The organism is Streptomyces sp. NRRL S-340, from assembly GCF_000720185.1.
Taxonomy (GTDB): domain Bacteria; phylum Actinomycetota; class Actinomycetes; order Streptomycetales; family Streptomycetaceae; genus Streptomyces.
In genome coordinates this window covers 37,071-55,098 of record NZ_JOIY01000023.1, presented here as the reverse complement: position 1 = coordinate 55,098, position 18,028 = coordinate 37,071, and the positions used below count along the sequence as shown (strand labels likewise).

The window sequence follows — 18,028 nt, the reverse complement described above, 5'->3', positions numbered from 1 at the left end:
AGGTAGCGCGGGCGGCGACGGGGGAGGTTGCTGGGAGGAGAGGCGGCCCGGGCCGGCCCGGCGGTCGCCCTGGAGGCCCGTAGAGCCGGCCCCGAAGAGCACTGAGAGAGGATCCAGCTGTGAGTGATCGGTCTGCGGCGGGTGCCGGGTCCAGGACCACGTCGGACCTGGTGGTGGAGCGGCTGCTCGCGTGGGGCGTCGACACCTGTTTCGGTATCTGCGGGGATCAGGTGAACGGCTTCTTCGAGGCGTTGCGCACGCATCCGCGGATGAGGTTCGTCCATGTGCGTCACGAGGAGAACGCCGCGCTGGCCTGCGTGGGCTACGCCAAGTTCACCGGCCGTCCCGCGATGTGCGTGGCCACCGCGGGCCCCGGAGCGGTCCATCTGCTCAACGGCCTGTACGACGCCCGGATCGACGGCGCGCCCGTGATCGCCGTCACCGGTCTGTCGTACCACGACACGGTCGGCGCGCACTTCCTCCAGGACCTCCCGTCCGACCGGCTGCTCGAACACGCCTGTCTGTTCTCCGAACGCGTCATGGGACCCGCGCACGCCCTGACGGCCACGGACCTCGCGGTGCGCAGCGCCCTGATGAACCGCACCCCCTCGCATCTGGCGATCCCCATCGACGTCCAGTCCTTCACGCTGGAGCAGGACACGGCCTCGCCGAAGAACGTGCCGGGGCATCTCTCGCTCGCCCCGCAGCCGTTCGAGGTGGTCCCGCCCGAGGAGCAGTTGCGCCGGGCTGCCGAGGTCCTCAACTCCTGTGAGCGGGTGGCCATCTGCGCGGGCGCCGGAGCGCGGGGCGCCGGCGACCTCCTCGAACAGGTTGCCGACGTGCTGGGCGCGCCGATCGCCAAGGCGGGGCTGGGCAAGGACTGCGTGCCCGACGACAGCCCGTACACGACCGGCGGCATGGGCCTGATCGGCACCCGTGCCTCCCACGAGGCGTTCGAGGACTGCGACGGGTTCCTCATCGTCGGCTCCTCCACGCCGTACTACGAGTTCTGGCCGCAGCCGGGGCAGGCGAGGGGCGTGCAGATCGATCTCAACGCCGACCGTATCGCCATGCGCTACCCCGTCGAAGTCGGGCTGGTCGGCCACGCCGGTGCCGTTCTGGAACGCCTGCTGCCCCTGCTGGAGCGCAAGACGGACCGCTCCTTCCTGGAGCGGGCGCAGGACACCTACCGGCGCTGGTGGGGGCTGATCGGCGAGCAGGCGGCGGCCTCGGGCACACCGATGCGGCCGCAGGTGGTGACCTGGGAGCTGTCCAAGGCCCTGCCCGACGGGGCGATCGTGACCGGGGACGCCGGCACCGTGACCGCCTGGGGCGGCCGGCTCAGACTGCGCAAGGGAATGCAGTACTCCTTCTCCGGCACCCTGTGCACCATGGGTTCCGCGCTGCCCTACGCCATCGGCGCCCAGCTCGCGCACCCCGACCGCCCCGTGATCGCTTTCACCGGCGACGGCTCGATGAGCATGGGCATGGGCGAGCTGGCCACGCTCGCCCAGTACGACCTGCCCGTCAAAGTCGTCGTCCTGCGCAACGACGCGCTCGCGCTGGAGGTGTGGGAGCAGAACGCGCTGCTGGGCAATCCGCAGATGGGCTGCGACCTGCATCCCGTCGACTTCGCCGCCGTCGCCCGCGCCTGCGGCCTGCGGGCGTTCCGCATCGACGACCCGGCCGACGCGGCCGGTGTGTTCGCCGAGGCCATGGCGGCCGACGGGCCGTGCCTGATCGAGGCGGTCACCGACCCGGACGAGGCACCGTTCGGCGAAACCCTGCTGCCCACCCACGCCCAGCACCTCGCGCAGGCCTTCGACAAGGGAGAGCCCGCGGCCTCGGCGATGGCACGCAACCTCCTCCAGGACGGCCGCGTCGCACTCTCCCCGGCGTTGCGCCGGCACTACGACGAACTGGCCCGCCATCGCTGATACCCGGGACCGCGAAGACGCGCGCGGGTCTGTGGCGGCAGCCTGCCGCTCTTGGCGTGGGCGTTCCGGCCGACGCAGGGCGCAGTGACGCGGTGTCAGCTCAGATGCCGGGTGAAGAACCTCAGTGAGCTGTCCACTTCGAACGACGGCACGTCCTCGTGCTTGCCGGTGTTGGCGTGCAGCGTCTTCTCGGGTGAGGCCAGCGCGTCGAACAACGCCAGGCTCTGGTCCCGCGGAACCATCTGGTCGTCCCACTGGACCAGGAACTGCACCGGTACAGTGATCCGCGCGGCGTCCTGGGCAAGCCCGTGCACGCCGAGCAGGCCCAGCACCGCGGCTCGGATCCGGGGTTCTGCGGCGATGAGCGGAATGCCGAGCCCGCAGCCCATCGACATACCGCAGTAGCCCACCGGTCCGGCGCCGACCTGGTCGAGGTTCTGGACTGCGGTCAGGACCGCCTGCCAATCCGCGACGGCCTGACCGGCCAGATGACCGTGCATGTCGGCGACCAGCGCGCCCGGGTTCTCACCGGCGGCCATGCCCGCCCGCATGCCGGCCAGGATCCGGCCGAACTCCTCGTCCTGGGGCCGGTCGCCGTGGTGGGGCGCGTCGATGGCGACGACCGCGAAGCCCTCGGCGGCGTAGCAGCGGGCGCGGGACACGTTGCTGGGGGCCGTCTTGTGCTGCCTGCCGCCGTGGCCCAGCAGAACGAGGGGACGAGGACCACAGGCGCCTTCCGGCGTCCACAGCACGCCGGGAATCCCGTCGAGGGTGAAGAACTGTTCGGTGACGCCGTCCGATGACGTCTGGGAGGTGAAGCGCATCAGCGGTTCAGACCTTTCGGGATGCCTTGTGCGGGGCGCTCCCTGGGCCCTGTCGTCACCTTCCCGTCGTCCGCCCGCAGGACGGGCCTCGCGGCGTCAGGTGCGTGCTCTCGGCGTGCCGGGCCCTGACCCTCGTACCGGACGTACTCGGGTCCGGGCCCGGTGCGGCGACAGTGCGTGCATGGCGTCGCGGGGCGGACGGGAACGTGACGACAGGACCTGGGCCACGCAAAGGAGGGAGCCCCGACCTGTCACAGCGTTGATCGGTCTCACCTCCTTGAAGTCGCAGTTGTGCACGGCGGCGCCGAACGTATCACAGAGATCAACTCCCGCTCCGCGCCGGGGCGAAGGGTGCCTGATGCGGCACTGTCCAGGATGCCCGGGGCCGTATCGGGCCGGCAGCGGGCACACTCGGGACCTGCCGGCGCAAGGCTTCGATCGCCTGCTGCCGCGTGAGCGGACGGCATCGGCTGCTCTTGGCCGCCGCCCGGCAGCCACTGGTGTGCACAGCGTCGACCTTCGTGCGGTTGAGGCCGTGGTGCATCAGCCACTCAGGCGGTGGCGGCCGCGTCTTCGCACCCCGGCGCCGTTCTGCCTGACGTCGCTCTTCCGCGGCGATCCAGCCGTCGGTCTGGGCGAGGGCCGCTGTCGCCTGCTGGGCCACCGCGTGCCGGGTGAAGCGGAGCAACTGAAGCCGGGACAGCCACTCGGTCACTCATTCGATTACAAGGCAGTGCTGCTGATCAGCTCGCTGCCGTGCGGCGGGACGGGCGGACCCATGCAGGCCGATTCTGGGTCGCCTCCGGCCGCCGCCCGGCCGTTCCTGCTCCTCCTCCCCCGGCCGGCATCCGGGGCCGCGGTCTGTCGCAGGGCCGCCCGCGCCCGCGCCGTCCGATGCCGGTACTCGGATCGCCCGGCCGTGCCGCACGGACCTGCGGGGGTCGCATGCGGCACCGGGGACTGTGGGCTGCCGCCGCCTCACCACCCGAACTTCCCCTCGCACCGGACTGCCACAACGGCCCTTTGCCCGAGCAAGATCAAACCATTGCCGACCGGGGCATTCAGCGCGCAACGGTTCCGGCACCGACCCAGCTTGATTTCGGTCCCGGCCGGCAGCGCCCCACGTGCTTGCGCGGGACTCGTAGGGGCCCCTGCCGCTCTGTGGTGAGGGCGCCCCTTTCCGGCCCGGTCGTGGGTGCCGCGGCGGAGGGGGTACTCGTGAGGTGGTTGAGGAGTGAAAGGGCACAGCGGGGCTGTGAGAGGAAGCGGTGCGCTCCTGGGGGGTTGGACGTACGGCGAGGGGATCCAGGACTGTGACGCAGAACAGTGCGGAGTCGCTGGTGTGGCTGATGCAGGCCAGTCACACGGTCACCTTCGAGCAGCTTCCTCAGCTGCTCGCTGATCATGCCGCCTCGGTGGGCATGCACGACGTGGCCCTGTTTCTGGTCGACGTCCGGGAGACGGTGCTGCGCGAGGTCACGGGCCGGGGGCCGGCCGCCGGGGAGGGCGGAGTGGAGTTCACCGTTTCGGGGAGTCTGCCGGGGCAGGCGTATCAGCGTGTGGAGGTGATCCGTGAACATGTAGGGGGCCGGGTGGGTGAGGGTGTGCGGAGGCGGTGGTGGGTGGCGGTCACCGATGGTGTGGAGCGGCTGGGAGTGCTGCGGGCCGACACCGACAGCGACACCGAACCCGTGCGACGGGCTGTGAGCGATCTGGCGTCGATGGCGGCCCTGCTGCTTCTGAGCAAACGGTCGTTCAGTGACTCCTATGCGCGTCTGGTGCGTACCGAGGCGATGAACGTGGCGGCGGAGATGCAGTGGAATCTGACTCCGCCGCCCGCCTACGCCGGGCATGACGCGACCGTCGGCGCGGTGATGGAGCCCGCCTACCAGGTCGGCGGGGACGCCTTCGACTACGCCGTGGCCGGCTCCACCCTGCACCTGTGCGTGTTCGACGCCATGGGACACGACACCACCGCCGGCATCACGGCCAACGTCGCTGTCGCGGCCTGCCGCAACGCCCGCCGTCAGGGGGCCACGCTCGCCAAGACCAGCCAGGAAGTGGAGCAGGCCCTCATCGAGCAGTTCGACGGACGCCGCTACGTCACCGGGATCCTGGCCGACCTGGACATGGACAGCGGCAGGCTGACGTGGGTCAACCGCGGCCACCACCTGCCGATCCTGATCCGTGACAGCCGCTGGACCGCCGACCTGTCCTGTCCCCCGGCCGGCCCCATGGGAGCCGACCTGGGCCTGTCCGTCACCATGGCCACCGAGCAGCTGGAGCCCGGTGACCGCCTGCTGCTGTACACGGACGGCATCGTCGAGGCCCGTGACAGACACGGAACGGAGTTCGGGCGGGACCGTTTCGTCGACTTCATCCGCCGCCATCACTCCGGCCGGCACACCCTGCACGAGACCCTGCGCCGGCTGATGGCCGCCGTCATGGAACACCACGACGGCAAGCTCGACGACGACGCCACGGTCCTGCTCACCGAATGGCGCGGCGGCCATCAGCACGAGCTGACCCCCTGAAGCGCCGCGCACGCGGAAGGAAACGGAGATGAGCACCGATCAGCCGCCCGCCTCCCAACACCGACAGCGCGCACCGCACGTCGATGTGCACCGCACTCGTGCCGACCGCCGTCTGGAGACGTTCCGAGGGGGTCTCGATCTGCACACCGCTCCTCACCTGGCTGACACCCTGCAGCCACTGCTGGCCACCGAGGGTCACAGCGTGCTCCTGGACCTGTCCGGCGTCACCTTCCTGGACTCCACCGGCCTGACGTGCCTGATCGCGGCCTACCGCACTGCCAGGACCGCCGGTGCCCGCCTGGCGCTGATCGCCCCCGGCGAACGCGTGCGCCACATGCTGGCCCTGACCGGTGCGGACCGGGTCCTGCACAGCTGCCCCACCCCCGCCGCGGCGCCCGACTGACCGCCCCGCCCGCCCGCGCCCGCCCCGCCCCGCCCCGGCGATCACATCAGCAGGCCCCGCGGGCCTCGGGCCGGGATGAGGTGCTGCGGGAGGCGGAGGACCAGCGGCCCGGGCACGGGCCGGTTACATGTTCGGCCGGACAAGTCCTGGTCGTCGACGAAGCCGGGGACACTGTCCGGACGGTGATGTCCGCACGCCTCCACGTCCGCGGCCGGGGGTGCCGGGTGCGGGTGCCGGGTACGGGTGCCGGGTGCGGGCATGGTGATCGAGCGGTGATCGGTCGTGGCGGCGGAACCGCGAGGGCGGCTTGCCGTCGGAGGGCTGCGGAGTGAGTGCCCCGGGCTGAGGAGTGAGTGCCCCACGCACTCGGCCGGGAATCGACAGCTGGTCACTCGCTACCGCTGGCTTCCCTGGTACGTCTGGCCGAGACGGTCGAAACCTGACAGGGCGCACATGCCACACGCCCCGGATTCCGGACCGAGACGTATTTGCGTTACAGCGCACTCCAACTCCTAGGTTCCGGGCATGCGATATATCAAACTCGGAGCGACCGGACTGGAAGTCTCCGCCATCACCCTCGGCTGCATGAGCTTCGGCGAGCCGGACCGGGGCGGCGAGCCCTGGTCGCTGGGTGCGGACGCCAGCCGGGACATCATCAAGCAGGCCCTGGAGAGCGGCGTCAACTTCCTCGACACGGCCAACGGGTACAGCGCCGGAAGCAGCGAGGAGATCGTCGGCCAGGCGGTCAAGGACTTCGCCCGGCGCGAGGAGGTCGTTCTCTCCACCAAGGTCTGGATGCGGATGCGCCCCGGCCCGAACGGCGCCGGGCTGTCCCGCAAGGCGATCTTCGCCGAGCTCGACGCCTCCCTGAAGCGACTGGGGACCGACTACATCGACCTGTACCAGATCCACCGCTGGGACTACGACACCCCGATCGAGGAAACCCTCGAGGCGCTGCACGACGCGGTCAAGTCCGGGAAGGTCCGCTACATCGGAGCCTCTTCCATGTACGCCTGGCAGTTCGCCAAGGCCCTGTACCTGGCTGACCTGAACGGCTGGACCCGGTTCGTGTCGATGCAGGACCACTACAACCTCATCCACCGGGAAGCGGAGCGGGAGATGTTCCCGCTCTGCGCCGACCAGGGCATCGGCGTGATCCCGTGGAGCCCGCTGGCGCGGGGCAGGCTGACGCGGGCCCGGGACACCGCCACGGCGCGTGCCGGAAGTGACCCGGGCGGCGAGATCCTCTACCGCGACGAGGACCAGGCGGTGGCCGAACGCGTCCACGAGATCGCGGGCAAGCGGGGTCTGTCCCCGGCCCAGGTCGCCCTGGCCTGGGTCATGCGCAACCCGGTGGTGACCTCGCCCATCGTCGGGGTCACCAAGCCGGCCCAGCTGGCCGACGCGGTCGCCGCGGTGGACGTCGAACTCGACGAAGACGAGGCCGCCTACCTGGAGGAGCCCTACCAGCCGCACGCGGCCGTCTACTTGGAGGAGTCCTTCTACAAGCGGCAGCCTGTGGCGGGCTCCCGGTAGTCCGGGCTACCGCCGGACCTTCGACGAGTCCTGGCCTCGGCCTTCACAGCCCTGCGGCCGGCCCGGCGGTGCTTGCGGGCGGTGGCGCGCAACCGCATGATCCGCGCGCTGCCCACCAGCGCGGTGAGCAGGATGCCCGCCACCGCGACCGGCAGCAGGGCCATGCCCGCGGGCGCCGAAGCACCTGGCCTCCACCGACTGCTCCTGAGTCGGTCGATCGGCGAGAGATTTCGCGGGTGAGGGCGTGAGGCTGATGTGACGCGGGCACCGGGATCCGTTCTGATGCGGGACTCCTGCATCTCCGCAGCTGAAAGGCGGGGCGGCCGGTTCACGGCGTACTGGCCCGCCTGCCCGCCGGGGCGTCCGCTTCCTGGCGCGCGGTACTCCGACCCGTCCGATCCCGCCCCGGGCGACCGGGACCTACCGTGCGACCGCCGCGTGAGCGGCGGCCCGCCTGGCCCTGTACGAACTCGGCCGCGGCATCGCCGGGAGCACCGGCCCGAGGACCTGGAGTGGGAGCGGTCACTCGCGATTCCTCAGATCCCCCGGCGCATGACCGGACCAACGAGCGGTCAATCGGAAGGTCACATGATCAGCCGGACAGAATCTAACCCCTCTGCCCTACGAGCGTGTCCAGGACGTCCGCAACCGGGGTGGGATCCAGAGGGCCGACGTGTGACGCCCCGGGGAAATCGTGCACGCGGAACCTGTTGCCGGGTGTGGACGCGTCGGCTTCCGCGATCATTCTGTCCTGGAGCGCGGTGGCGATCGTACGGTCCCTGCCGAAACGCAGGTACGTGCGGGGAATGCGTCCCCAGGTGCCGGGCCGGCCGACCGCTCGGCCCGCATAGGCGGCGACGGGCTCGTCGGTCTGCATGCCGGCCAGAATCCGGCGGAAGTCGGCGTCGGGGTAGTCCGCGCAGATCATCTCCTTCAGGAGGGCCAGCTCACTGCTGACACCCGTACGGAAGTTCAGCCGCAGTACCCCGAGCCGGTCCGGGTCACCCACCGTCAGCTCCACCGGGCTGACGGCGTTCGCGTTCTCGGGCGCCGCCGTGCAGGCGTCCGCCGTGGGCAGGACGTTGCTGGGACAGAAGGCCGCCATGTAGCAGATGTGGTGAAGCAGGTGCGGGACGGCGTCGCCGACACGGCTGACCGACACGCCACCCAGGCTGTGCCCGACCAGCACCACCGGACCGTTCCGTGCGGCCTGCCGCACGATGCCCGTGACGCGCGCCTCGTAGTCGTCCAGCCCGAGGCCCTTCAGCGGGGAGGGCTCGACCGCCATCGCTGTGAGGTCCTGCCGCTGGTACGACTCCGCCACGAAAGCCTCCGCGCCGTGCCGCGGCTGGTCCACCATGACGACGCGGTGGCCGCGCAGCACCAGTTCCCGCGCGATCGGCATCCAGAACGCGCCGGCGCTGTGGGTACCGTGTACCAGCACGTACGTTGCGAGCCCGCGACGCGGGGCCGCCGCGGCCGGCGAGGTTCCGAGCCCGGTGGCCAGCGCCATGCCCCCCGCTGCGAGTCCCAGCCCGCGCAGCGCCGTCCGCCGGGTGGCACCTTTTCGTTCTTCGTTCGTGTCATCCATCATGAACTCAACGCTATGAGCGGCCCGTTCGGTCCGACAGCGGTCCAGCACCCCCACAGGGGTGGACCCAGGACCACCCTGCCGTGCGGCTCGCAGGGTCCGACCTCCCGCGCGCCGTGAGCGACCGGACCGCCCGGACCGCCCCGACTCCCCCCGGGCGTCCTCGCCGCAACCACAGTTGCCTGCGAAGACGCCGGATCAGGCACACGATCCCGGAGCCGAGGGACCAGCGGGCCGACCGCCGGTGCGGAGGCAGCGCGGGCGACAGGCCCGCCGGGTTCGACCAGGAGCACTACCGGCGCCGTGACGAAGTCGAGCGGACCACCAACCGCGGCTCGAGAACTCCCGGGCGGTCGCGACCCGTTACGACAAAAAGCCTATGAGGATACGCAGTGAAGACCTCCGTACAGCGCCGGCTGCTCGACCCGCTCACCAGTCTGCTTGCACTCCGTCTGTGGTTCCGGGAACGCGGCGCGGGCCGTAGACGAGGTGTGGCCGCCGGCCCGGGTAACGCGTCATCCGGACGAGCCCGTCTGCCGCGTTCACGGCCACCGCCCCGGCGATCCTGGAGACGCGCTGCCGAGGAGCGGCGACCGGCCGTCACCGGGGCGCGCAGGGAGATCGGCAGCGCCTCGCTCGGTTCGATCAGCTCACCGGGCGTGCCGGTAGGCGACCACCTTGTAGTGCTCCAGGTTCGTGTCCGCTCCGTCGGCGCTGTAGAGGAAGAGGCCGTAGCCGGCGAAGTCACCGAACGGCGTCACCTCGTACCGGTCGGCCCTGACCGTTCCGGTGGCGATGTCCACGACCACCGGGGACCGCACCTGCGAGTCGTCCCCCGGGAGGGTGCTGCCGAAGGCGGTGCCGTCGTCGGTCACGCCGTCGAAATCGACGGCCTTGGTCTGCGCGGTGTCCCCGAAGCAGCGGCCGGTGCCCTTCTCCAGGTCGAAGGCGGCGTCGTCCTGGACGAGGTAGCGCCCGTTCGCGGACAGTGAAGCGCTCTTGGCGGCGTCCTCGTTCCGCTGGAAACCGTGCGCCGTGCAGTTCACCTTCGCCCGCACCTTGCCGGTCGCGGGGTCCAGGACGGCGAGGGTGTCCTGCTTGGCCCCGTCGTCGTGCCACAGGGCGAACAGGGCGGTGCGGACCGGGGTCATGAAGAGCTTGTTCTCGGAATCGGTGGTCAGGGCGCCGCCCGACCAGACGCCGGGAACCCAGTAGTGGGCCTTGGGCTGCTCGTCCGTGGCGAGCAGCGGTCCACGCGAGGTCACCGCGACGGCCTTGGTCGACGCGAAGCACAGACGGCACTCGCCGGCCGGGGGCTTCGTCTTCGTCAGGTCGAAGGACTTCGTCGCCCCGGTGGCCGGATCCACCGTCGCGATGGACTCGTCGCCGAACCGCACCAGCAGGCCGCCGCCCCCGTCGGTGACGGTGCCTTCGCCCGGCAGTTCGAGATGGCGCGCCGGCATGGCAGCTCCGTTGGCCGCGTCCTTGGCGCTGAAGATGTCGAGGGTCGTGACGTCCCGGCCTTTTCTGACCGCGTCCTCGCCCTTCGTGCCGGACGACGTGGCCACGAGATAGTCCTGCCCCTGCTCGGTCGTCACGAGGGCCGACATCATGCCGGCGCCTTCGACCTTTTTCGTCCACCTCGTCGTGCCGGTGGCCGCGTCCATGACGGTGAACTCGCCGTTGTTCCCGGCCGGCTGGAAGACGGCGACGGCCGCGGAGTGCGGGAGGAAGAGGTGGGTCCCCATCATGTCCGATTCCCATCCGTGGGAGGTGTCGTACACGCTGGGCACGGACAGGCGGTCATGGGGCGCGGACTGACCGTGGGGCACGGTTCCGGTCTTCCCTGCGCCGGCCGGGGGCTTGTGGGTCTCTTCCGTTCCGTCACCGTGCCCCGAGCCGCTGGCGCAAGAGCTGAGCAGGCCCGCTGTGACGATGCCCGCGAGGACGTACCTGAGCCGTTGCATGGAGATTCCCCGTTCGACACACGCCGCGACATGTCCTACGGGAGCAGGAGTATCCCCGACGTTGCCGCAGACGGCACGGTGCCGGAGCGTGGTCCCGCGAGTTCCAGCCATTCCACGTCGACGTTCCTGCGTCGGTCAGGCGCGTGCGGAGTCCTTGCGGGCCGCGATGACGGCCGCAGGCGCGGCCACGAACGCGAGGGCGCCGCACGTGAGGGCGAGGATCGGGTAGCTGGCCGAGGCGACGACGATGCCGGAGGCCAGGCCGCCGGCGGCGCCCGCGACGGCGACGGCGACGTCGACCAGTCCTTGGGCCTTGGCGCGGGTGGCCAGGGGTGTGCTGTTGGTGACGATCGCGGTGCCGGTGACCAAACCGAAGCTCCAGCCGACGCCGAGCAGGACGAGGGCGAGGGTGATCAGAGGGAAGGAGTGGCCGGGCGCGAGGGCGGCGACCACTCCCGCGGCGAGCAGGGTGCCGGCCGTCACCACGCTCATGGCAGTGGCGCCGAAGCGGTCCACGAGGCGGCCCGCCGGCGGCGACGGCAGGTACATGGAACCGGTGTGCAGGGCGATGACCAGGCCGGACGCGGCCGTGCCGAAGCCGTGGGCGTGCATGTGGATGGGGGTCATGGTCATCACGGCGACCATGACGAGCTGGCTGAGGACGAGGACCACGACGCCGACGACCAGGCCGGGGCCGGGCCGGGAGGGGGAATCCGCGGGCGCGCCCTGGTCCGACGCTGCGGGCAGGGTGCGGGCGAGCACGAGCGGGTCGGGGCGCAGCCACAACAGGAGGGTGAGCGCTGCCAGCGTGAACGCGGCCGTGGAGAGGAGGAACAGGCCGGTCAGTTCGGGCAGGTGGAGCGCGGTCGCGAGGTGTCCGGCGGGGGTGGTGAGCAGGGGTCCTGCGATGCCGCCTGCGGTGGTGGCGACGATGACGGTGGAGGTGGCGCGGGCGCGCTGATGGGGTGCGGCGAGGTCGGCTCCCGCGTAGCGGGCCTGGAGGTTGGATGTGGTGCCGGCGCCGTAGAGGAACAGGGAGACGAGCAGCAGCGCGGGACTGCCGAGCGTGACCGCGACGACGACACCGGCTCCGCCGAGGGCGCCGGTGAGGTATCCGGCGGCCAGTCCCGGGCGGCGGCCGAGGCGCTGGGAGATGCGTCCGATGACGACGGCGGCACCGGCGGAGCCCGCGGTGAGCAGGGCGATGGGCAGTCCGGACAGTGAGGTGTTGTGGAGCATCCGTCCGGCCAGCAGTCCGGCGACGGTGACACCGGCGGCGAGGCCGACGCCGCTGAGAACCTGGGAGAGGAGCAGCACGGTAAGGGTGCGCTTCTGCACCGCGGATATGGAGGGGGAGAGCTCGGCGGTGGGTGGGGTGCGTGGGAAGGCAGGGGACGGGTGGCCCATGTGATCCGTACTTTCGGGGGAGGCAGGGGTGGCGGGGGCGGTCCGGTGGTCGTCAGGCGGCGTTCAGGTGTGTGCGGGACGGAAGAGCGCGGGCGAACTGGGCGATGATGTGGTCCGGTTGCCGCAGGTCGTCGTGGCCGAGGGTCGTCGCGCCGTCCGGGGAGGTCGTGATGTGCCGGTCCAGGACGAACCGGCCCTGGGCGACCTGGGCGCCGAGCGCGGTGAGGACCGGGCGCAGGGCGTGGTCGAGGGCGAGGACGTGGGCCGGGCTGCCGCCGGTGGCCAGGGGAAGCACCGGTTTCCCGGCGAACGCGTGTCGGGGCAGCAGGTCGAGGAAGGTCTTGAGCAGTCCGGAGTAGGCGGCCTTGTAGATGGGGGTGGACACGACGAGGGCGTCGGCCTCGGTGACCAGGCTCACGGCGCGGGCCAGGGACGCGTCGTGGGTGTCGGCGGTGAGCAGCGGTGCCGCGGGCAGGTCGCGCAGGACGAGTACGCGGGTCGGGTGGCCGCGGGCCCGGAGGTCCGCGGCGGTGTGCTCGGCCAGGAGTGCGGTACGGGACGTCCGGGAGGGGCTGCCGGCCAGGGCGAGGACGGTGGCCATGAGAACTCCTCGGGAACTCCTGGGGACGCACAACTTGGGGTGACGGGGTATGCGTTGACGGACGGAGGACCGCCGGTTGTCCGTCCCGTGTCAGTGCGGGCTGTCGGGCATGCCGTAGGCGTCGGCGATCAGCTCGGTGGAACGCAGCCGGGCCTGGACGGAGTGGCCGACGCTGCCGATCATGAGCTCGTCCGCGCCGGAGTCCCGCTGGACCCGGTCCAGGTGGGCGGTGACCTGCTCGGGGGTGCCGTGCGGGACGTGGGTGAGCCAGTTGTCGACGGCCTGGCGTTCTTGGGCGTCGTAGGTGTAGGCGTCCACTTCCTCGGGGGACGGCATCAGGTAGGACTTGCGCTGGAACATGCGGAGCATGGCGTGCGCGAGGGTGGCGGCCTGGCGGCGCGCCTCATGCTCGTCGTCGGATGCCGCGACGGTGAAGCTGACCAGCGCGTACGGCTCGGCCAGGGTCTCGGACGGAGTGAACCGCTCGCGGTACAGACGCAGGGCTGCCACGACATCGCGCGGGTTGAAGTGCGCGGCGAAGGCGAACGGCAGGCCGAGCCGGGCGGCGAGCTGCGCGGAGTAGCCGGACGAGCCGAGCAGCCACACCGGCAGGCGGCCGGTGGGCGGGGTGACGCCATTGAGCCGGTCCTGGGCGGGCCCCGGCACGGCGTACACGCGGTCGGCGTAGGGGTGCCCGGCCGGGAAGTCGTCGCCGAGGAAGTGCAGCAGCTCGGCCACCTGCTGGGGGAAGTCCTCGGCGTCGCTCGCGCCGCGGCGCAGGGCGGCGGCCGTGGCGTGATCGGTGCCCGGGGCGCGGCCCAGGCCCAGGTCGATGCGGCCGGGGGCGAGGGCGTCCAGCATGCCGAACTGTTCGGCGACGACCAGCGGCGGATGGTTGGGCAGCATGATCCCGCCCGCGCCGAGCCGCAGCCTGCCGGTCTCCGCGGTGAGCCGGGACAACAGGACGGGCGGGCTGGAGGTGGAGACGCCGGGCATGGCGTGGTGCTCGTTCATCCAGTAGCGGGTGAAGCCGCGCCGGTCGGCGAGCCGGGCGAGTTCGATGCTGCCGGCCAGCGCCTCGGCGGCCCTCTGACCGGTGCCGGTCATGGCCGAGTCCAGGACGGACAGAGGGGCGGGGGCGGAGCCGTGGCGGGTGCCGCGGATCGGATCGGTCATGGTCGTGCGGTCCTTCGGTGGTGCTGGAGGTCCGGGAGGGGCGGGGCGACGGCCGGCAGTCGCGGAGGGGCTCTGTCGGCCGTCGCTGTGTCCGGGTAGGTGCCGAGCGTGTGCGGGGTCAGCCGCGGACGCCGAAGTCGACGCGGTCGGTGAGACCGGCGGCGGCGAAGGCGGCGACGAGCTCGTCGCGGCCCTCGGTGAAGTGGGCCCAGCTGTCGTAGTGGACGGGGACCACGCGGCCGGCGTCGAGGATCTTCGCGGCCTGGGCGGCCTGGGCGCTGTCCAGGACGATCACCTTGCCGTCGAAGACTTCGGGGAAGCGGGGCGCTCCGGCGAACAGGAGGGCCGTGTCGACCGGGGCGAAGCGCTCGGCGATCTCCTCGACCGCGTCGAGAGAGGCGTTGTCGCCGCTGACGTAGACGGTGGGCAGGCCCTCGCCGGTCAGGACGAACCCGACGACCTCGCCGCAGACCGGCTCGACCTCCTCGCGCGGGCCGGGGCCGTGGATGGCGGGCACGCCGGTCACGGTGACCGTGCCGGGCCCGCCGTCCCGGCGTTCGAGCTCGACCGGCTGCCAGTCGGCGAGGCCGGTGGCCGCCTGACCGAGACGCTCCCCACCGCCGGGGGTGGTGAGCGTCAGCGGGACGTCGGCGAGCAGCGCCCGGCCGGACGTGTCGAGGTTGTCGGCGTGCTCGTCGTGCGAGAGCAGGACCACGTCGACGCGTCCGAGATCGGCCGGGCTGCCATCGGCCGCCGCCGTCTTGGTCAGCACGACGGCCGGCGCCTGGTGGTCGCCGGGGCCGTCGAAGGTCGGGTCGGTGAGAAAGCGCAGGCCGCCGTACTCGAAGAGGGCGGTCGGGCCGCCGAAGACGCGTACGGGGAACGGGGCGGTCTGCGGGGTCGGAGAAGACACGAAAGAGATTCCTCACGGATAGACAACTTGTTAACCGTGAGTCGACTGTAGGCAGATCTCACGGATGAGCGCAACCTGTACCATGAGAAGCGTGAAAGAGTTCGTGACGGAAGAAGCCGCCCTGCCGTCGGCGCCGGGCGAGGACGAGCATCCCGCCCTGGCCCTGGCCAACAGTGCCGTCGCACTGCCCGGCGGCCACACAGCCGACCTCCTGGGCACCCCGGCACAGGCCGAGCAGTGGCTGGCACGGCGCGACCTCGCACCGGCCGACGCCGGCTTGGCGGAGGTATGCGCGACACAGCTGCGCTCGTTGCGCGAACAGGTCAGGTCGCTCCTGGCCTCCCGCGTCGCCGGACAGCCCGCCCTGCCCGCCGCCGTCACGGCGATCAACGACGCGATGACCCGCGTCCCCACCGCCTCCCTCCTGCTGTGGGACGAGAAGACCGGCCCCTACCGCGCCACGCCCCACCCCACCACCGCGATCGTCGAGCACGCCCTGGCCGTCATCGCCGCCGACGCCGCCGACCTGCTCACCGCCCCCGACGCCGCCCGCCTGACCGCCTGCGCCTCCCCGCCCTGCAACCGCTTCCTGCTCAAGCACGGCCGCCGCCAGTGGTGCTCCACCCGCTGCGGCGACCGCGCCCGCGCCGCCCGCGCCTACGCCCGCCGTACCGCGGCGGACTGACGACGTCACATCGTCGACCCACCGGGTCAGCACGCACACCGGCTACGAATGCCCGACGCCGGACACGGCAGCCGCGCCGTCGGCACGAGGCGACGCTCAGTCACAACCGATGGCTACTGGACGGCTGTCGATTGCCTCGCGGTGGTCTTCGCGGGCCTGGTCGTGGTGACGGCCGCGGCGGGCGCGCTGCCCGCCCCGCGGGCCTCGTGCACCTCACCGGCGACGGCCGTCGCCCGGGCCGAGTAGCGGCCATGCCGTGGACAGCGCGGGACGGCGAGGCGTCCTGCCGGCGGGAAACGCCGTGGACTCGGGGATGCGGGCTCGTCAGGAAACCGCCGGTTCGGGACCGGCCGGGCGGGCGACCTGGGTGCCCCGGCGGTCGGGCGGGCCGGTGCCGCCCGGTCCGATCAGCCGCACCGCCGCCTCCAGAGACCCTGCGCGCGAGCCGTTGCGGGCGGCGAAGGAGGCCACGGCGCTGCGGGTGAGGTCGAGGATGTCGTGCGGCCGTGGTGGGTGCAGGTCACCGCGGTCCGCCGGGGCGGACCGGGGTGACGCCTGCTGCAAGAGCACACCGGACGAAATGCCGTCTCAGCCGCTCCCCTCGGCAAGGGCCTTGATCCCGCGGAGGGTGGCCTCCATCCCGGCGCGCAGTTCCTTCATCCGGAATGCGATGATCTCCTCCTCCCGGTCGGGCCGGCGGTCGAGGGCCAGCGTGACTCCGCTGCGGCCCGGCCCGATGAGAGCCGACTGCCGCAGCCGGGTCCCGCCGTCCTCGGCCTGGAGTTCATAGCGCCAGGACGCCATGGATTTCGCCGGATCCGACGTCGGTTCTCCGTATCGTCCGTCCGCATCCGTGACGGCCCAGGCGAACGTCCGCGGTTCGTCCAGCTCGACCACGTGGGAGACAGTTCGCCACTCGCCGAGTCGCCCGTGCCGGTTGTAGCCCTCGAAGCACGCACCTACCAGGGGCCGTTCCGCGCCGTCGAGCCAGGCGACGCGCTGCAGCTCCGGGCTGAGCAGGGCAGGCAGACGGATGTCGGTCACCAGCTCCCAGACCCGCGCCACGTCTGCCTCGACATGAACATCGCAGTGCACGCTCGGGCCATCGGCAAATCGCATGTCGTCCCCCATGTCGGATTCGGGAATCGGTCCACGGTATTGATCCACTTACGCGACAGACTCTTCAGGGCCAGGACAGCGGCCGGTTGCGGGCCGTCTCAGCGCTGGTCGGCCTTCGGCACCGGCGAGGAAGAAGCGGTGTGTCGGTTCGTCGGCTCGGAGGCAGGGGTGGCAAGGACCGTGCGGCACTCCAGCCAGGCGTCGGCACTGAGCAGATCCTGCACTCCGGTGAACAGGGCGAGCAGCGCGGGGCCCCACTTGTCGCGGAAGGCGGGATCGATGACGGCGAGATCGAGTTCATTGGCCGCCGACAGCTCGGCGAAGTCCCGGCGCAGCTGTGGACCCGGCACGTGGGAGCGGCCGGTGAACCTGTTGTGGAAGGCAGCGCCGGCCTGGTGGAGAGTTGGGTACGTCGCCTTCCTGTCGCAGGAGGCGTACAGGTACACGATGGCCTCGGCCTCGGCGCCGATCACCGCTGCCAGGTCATCGCGGCGGTCCAGTGGCAGCAGTGCTGCGGGAAAGCCGTCCGTGCCGTAGAACGCGTGGCACAGCCCGGCGAGCCGGAGGGCCGGACGGGCCTTCCACGTCGCCAGCCGCGCCTGTACACGCCGGAGATGGGTGAGGAGAGTGCCGCCGGGGTGGGCGATGCTCTCGGCACCGAAGTCACGGAGCAGGGTGACAGCCCGGTCAGTCGTGGCAGGGAGAGCAGGCACAGTGTCCGTGTCCCTTCGGTAATGGGTTGGCCGGCGCCCGCACAGCGCCTTCGCCGGGCCAGGATCCGTGCCAAGGCACAAGCCCGGGTTGCCGTCTGGGCTGCCTGCGTTGATCCTCCGGCACCTCAGCACCCCGGTCAATCCTTGGAATTGCTCCACTCACCCCAGGTGGAGCTGGGTGCAGAGACCCGGGTCGGCCTGCGCGCGTTCGCAGCCCTGTGCCGGGCAGGAAGTCCCGGCGCCGTCGGCTGCCGCCGGCACCCGCCCCGTTCGGCGCCATCGGCAGCGTGGGGGCCGCGATCCTCGTGACCGTGGGCTCGACGACGGTGCCGACGGACCACCTGCGGCCCTTGCGCCGCCTGGCGAAGCCGGTCGTCTCGGTGGGGACCGTGTCCCCGGGGCCGGGCCGGCTGCCGGCACCACCTGATCACCGACGGACACGCACTCCACCGGCGGTCACCCCGACCGGTGGGAACCGCAACGGCGTCACCCGGCTCCTGTCCCTGCTGGATGCCGTCCCGCCGGTGCGTGGGCGGCCCGGCCGGACACGCCGCACAGCGGTCGGAGCCGGGCGGGGCGCGCCGGGTGCTCCACGCGAGGACCTCCACGCACATGGCCGCGG

16 protein-coding genes and 2 pseudogenes are annotated in these 18,028 nt (G+C 71.7%); 7 read left to right on the top strand and 11 right to left on the bottom strand.

Annotated elements, in window-relative coordinates; translation table 11 throughout:
- The first annotated feature begins 119 nt into the window (after nt 1-119).
- Nucleotides 120-1,937: a thiamine pyrophosphate-dependent enzyme gene (locus IG64_RS19195; RefSeq protein ID WP_037857833.1), complete on the top strand. Its 1,818-nt coding sequence runs from the start codon at nt 120-122 to the stop codon at nt 1,935-1,937.
- Between the two features lie 95 nt (nt 1,938-2,032).
- Here the strand turns inward: IG64_RS19195 and IG64_RS19190 are convergent, their stop codons facing one another.
- Both IG64_RS19190 and IG64_RS42255 read right to left on the bottom strand, forming a co-directional pair.
- Nucleotides 2,033-2,761 (bottom strand): dienelactone hydrolase family protein, encoded by a 729-nt coding sequence (locus IG64_RS19190; protein WP_037857830.1) that lies wholly within the window; start codon nt 2,759-2,761, stop codon nt 2,033-2,035.
- A gap of 322 nt (nt 2,762-3,083) precedes the next feature.
- Nucleotides 3,084-3,305, bottom strand: a complete 222-nt coding sequence (locus IG64_RS42255) for a DUF6233 domain-containing protein (RefSeq protein WP_234438560.1) — start codon at nt 3,303-3,305, stop codon at nt 3,084-3,086.
- Nucleotides 3,306-4,110: 805 nt separating this feature from the next.
- Between IG64_RS42255 and IG64_RS19185 the strand changes: the two genes are divergently transcribed.
- From IG64_RS19185 to IG64_RS19175, 3 genes are all read left to right on the top strand, one after another.
- The gene (locus IG64_RS19185) at nt 4,111-5,295 is read left to right on the top strand and encodes a PP2C family protein-serine/threonine phosphatase (protein WP_037857940.1); all 1,185 of its coding nucleotides are present in this window, start codon (nt 4,111-4,113) and stop codon (nt 5,293-5,295) included.
- A 28-nt stretch (nt 5,296-5,323) separates the two neighbouring features.
- Nucleotides 5,324-5,698: an STAS domain-containing protein gene (locus IG64_RS19180; RefSeq protein ID WP_037857828.1), complete on the top strand. Its 375-nt coding sequence runs from the start codon at nt 5,324-5,326 to the stop codon at nt 5,696-5,698.
- A 525-nt stretch (nt 5,699-6,223) separates the two neighbouring features.
- On the top strand, nt 6,224-7,234 hold the full coding sequence (locus tag IG64_RS19175; RefSeq protein ID WP_037857826.1) for an aldo/keto reductase: 1,011 nt from the start codon (nt 6,224-6,226) through the stop codon (nt 7,232-7,234).
- Between the two features lie 607 nt (nt 7,235-7,841).
- Here the strand turns inward: IG64_RS19175 and IG64_RS19165 are convergent.
- A complete protein-coding gene (locus tag IG64_RS19165) occupies nt 7,842-8,747 on the bottom strand; it encodes an alpha/beta hydrolase (protein ID WP_199811625.1) in 906 nt (301 codons plus the stop codon).
- A gap of 242 nt (nt 8,748-8,989) precedes the next feature.
- On the opposite strand from IG64_RS19165, the pseudogene IG64_RS40500 reads away from it, so the two are divergent.
- Nucleotides 8,990-9,309, top strand: a pseudogene (locus IG64_RS40500) (hypothetical protein); the annotation flags it as partial.
- Between the two features lie 166 nt (nt 9,310-9,475).
- Here the strand turns inward: IG64_RS40500 and IG64_RS19160 are convergent.
- The 5 genes from IG64_RS19160 to IG64_RS19140 form a co-directional block, all read right to left on the bottom strand.
- On the bottom strand, nt 9,476-10,792 hold the full coding sequence (locus tag IG64_RS19160; protein WP_037857822.1) for a hypothetical protein: 1,317 nt from the start codon (nt 10,790-10,792) through the stop codon (nt 9,476-9,478).
- Nucleotides 10,793-10,927: 135 nt separating this feature from the next.
- A complete protein-coding gene (locus IG64_RS19155) occupies nt 10,928-12,199 on the bottom strand; it encodes an MFS transporter (RefSeq protein ID WP_037857820.1) in 1,272 nt (423 codons plus the stop codon).
- A gap of 52 nt (nt 12,200-12,251) precedes the next feature.
- The gene (gene ssuE / locus IG64_RS19150) at nt 12,252-12,800 is read right to left on the bottom strand and encodes an NADPH-dependent FMN reductase (protein ID WP_037857819.1); all 549 of its coding nucleotides are present in this window, start codon (nt 12,798-12,800) and stop codon (nt 12,252-12,254) included.
- 90 nt (nt 12,801-12,890) lie between these two features.
- Nucleotides 12,891-13,976, bottom strand: coding sequence for an LLM class flavin-dependent oxidoreductase (locus IG64_RS19145; RefSeq protein ID WP_037857816.1), 1,086 nt, complete (start codon nt 13,974-13,976; stop codon nt 12,891-12,893).
- Between the two features lie 118 nt (nt 13,977-14,094).
- Entirely contained in the window at nt 14,095-14,889 is a 795-nt protein-coding gene (locus IG64_RS19140; protein WP_037857815.1) for an MBL fold metallo-hydrolase, read from the bottom strand.
- 82 nt (nt 14,890-14,971) lie between these two features.
- On the opposite strand from IG64_RS19140, the gene IG64_RS19135 reads away from it, so the two are divergent.
- Complete coding sequence (locus IG64_RS19135; RefSeq protein ID WP_037857813.1) at nt 14,972-15,574, top strand: CGNR zinc finger domain-containing protein; 603 nt, start codon at nt 14,972-14,974, stop codon at nt 15,572-15,574.
- Nucleotides 15,575-15,898: 324 nt separating this feature from the next.
- Here IG64_RS19135 and IG64_RS19130 read toward each other — a convergent pair whose 3' ends face one another.
- The 3 genes from IG64_RS19130 to IG64_RS19120 are packed head-to-tail and all read right to left on the bottom strand — an operon-like array spanning nt 15,899 to nt 17,406.
- Entirely contained in the window at nt 15,899-16,138 is a 240-nt protein-coding gene (locus IG64_RS19130) for a hypothetical protein (RefSeq protein WP_158771600.1), read from the bottom strand.
- Between the two features lie 24 nt (nt 16,139-16,162).
- On the bottom strand, nt 16,163-16,741 hold the full coding sequence (locus IG64_RS19125) for an SRPBCC family protein (RefSeq protein ID WP_234438552.1): 579 nt from the start codon (nt 16,739-16,741) through the stop codon (nt 16,163-16,165).
- A 50-nt stretch (nt 16,742-16,791) separates the two neighbouring features.
- Complete coding sequence (locus IG64_RS19120) at nt 16,792-17,406, bottom strand: DUF6817 domain-containing protein (protein WP_051813091.1); 615 nt, start codon at nt 17,404-17,406, stop codon at nt 16,792-16,794.
- Nucleotides 17,407-17,775: 369 nt separating this feature from the next.
- Between IG64_RS19120 and IG64_RS41625 the strand changes: the two are divergent.
- Nucleotides 17,776-17,960: pseudogene (locus IG64_RS41625) on the top strand (IS5/IS1182 family transposase); the annotation flags it as partial.
- Nucleotides 17,961-18,028: the final 68 nt, after the last annotated feature.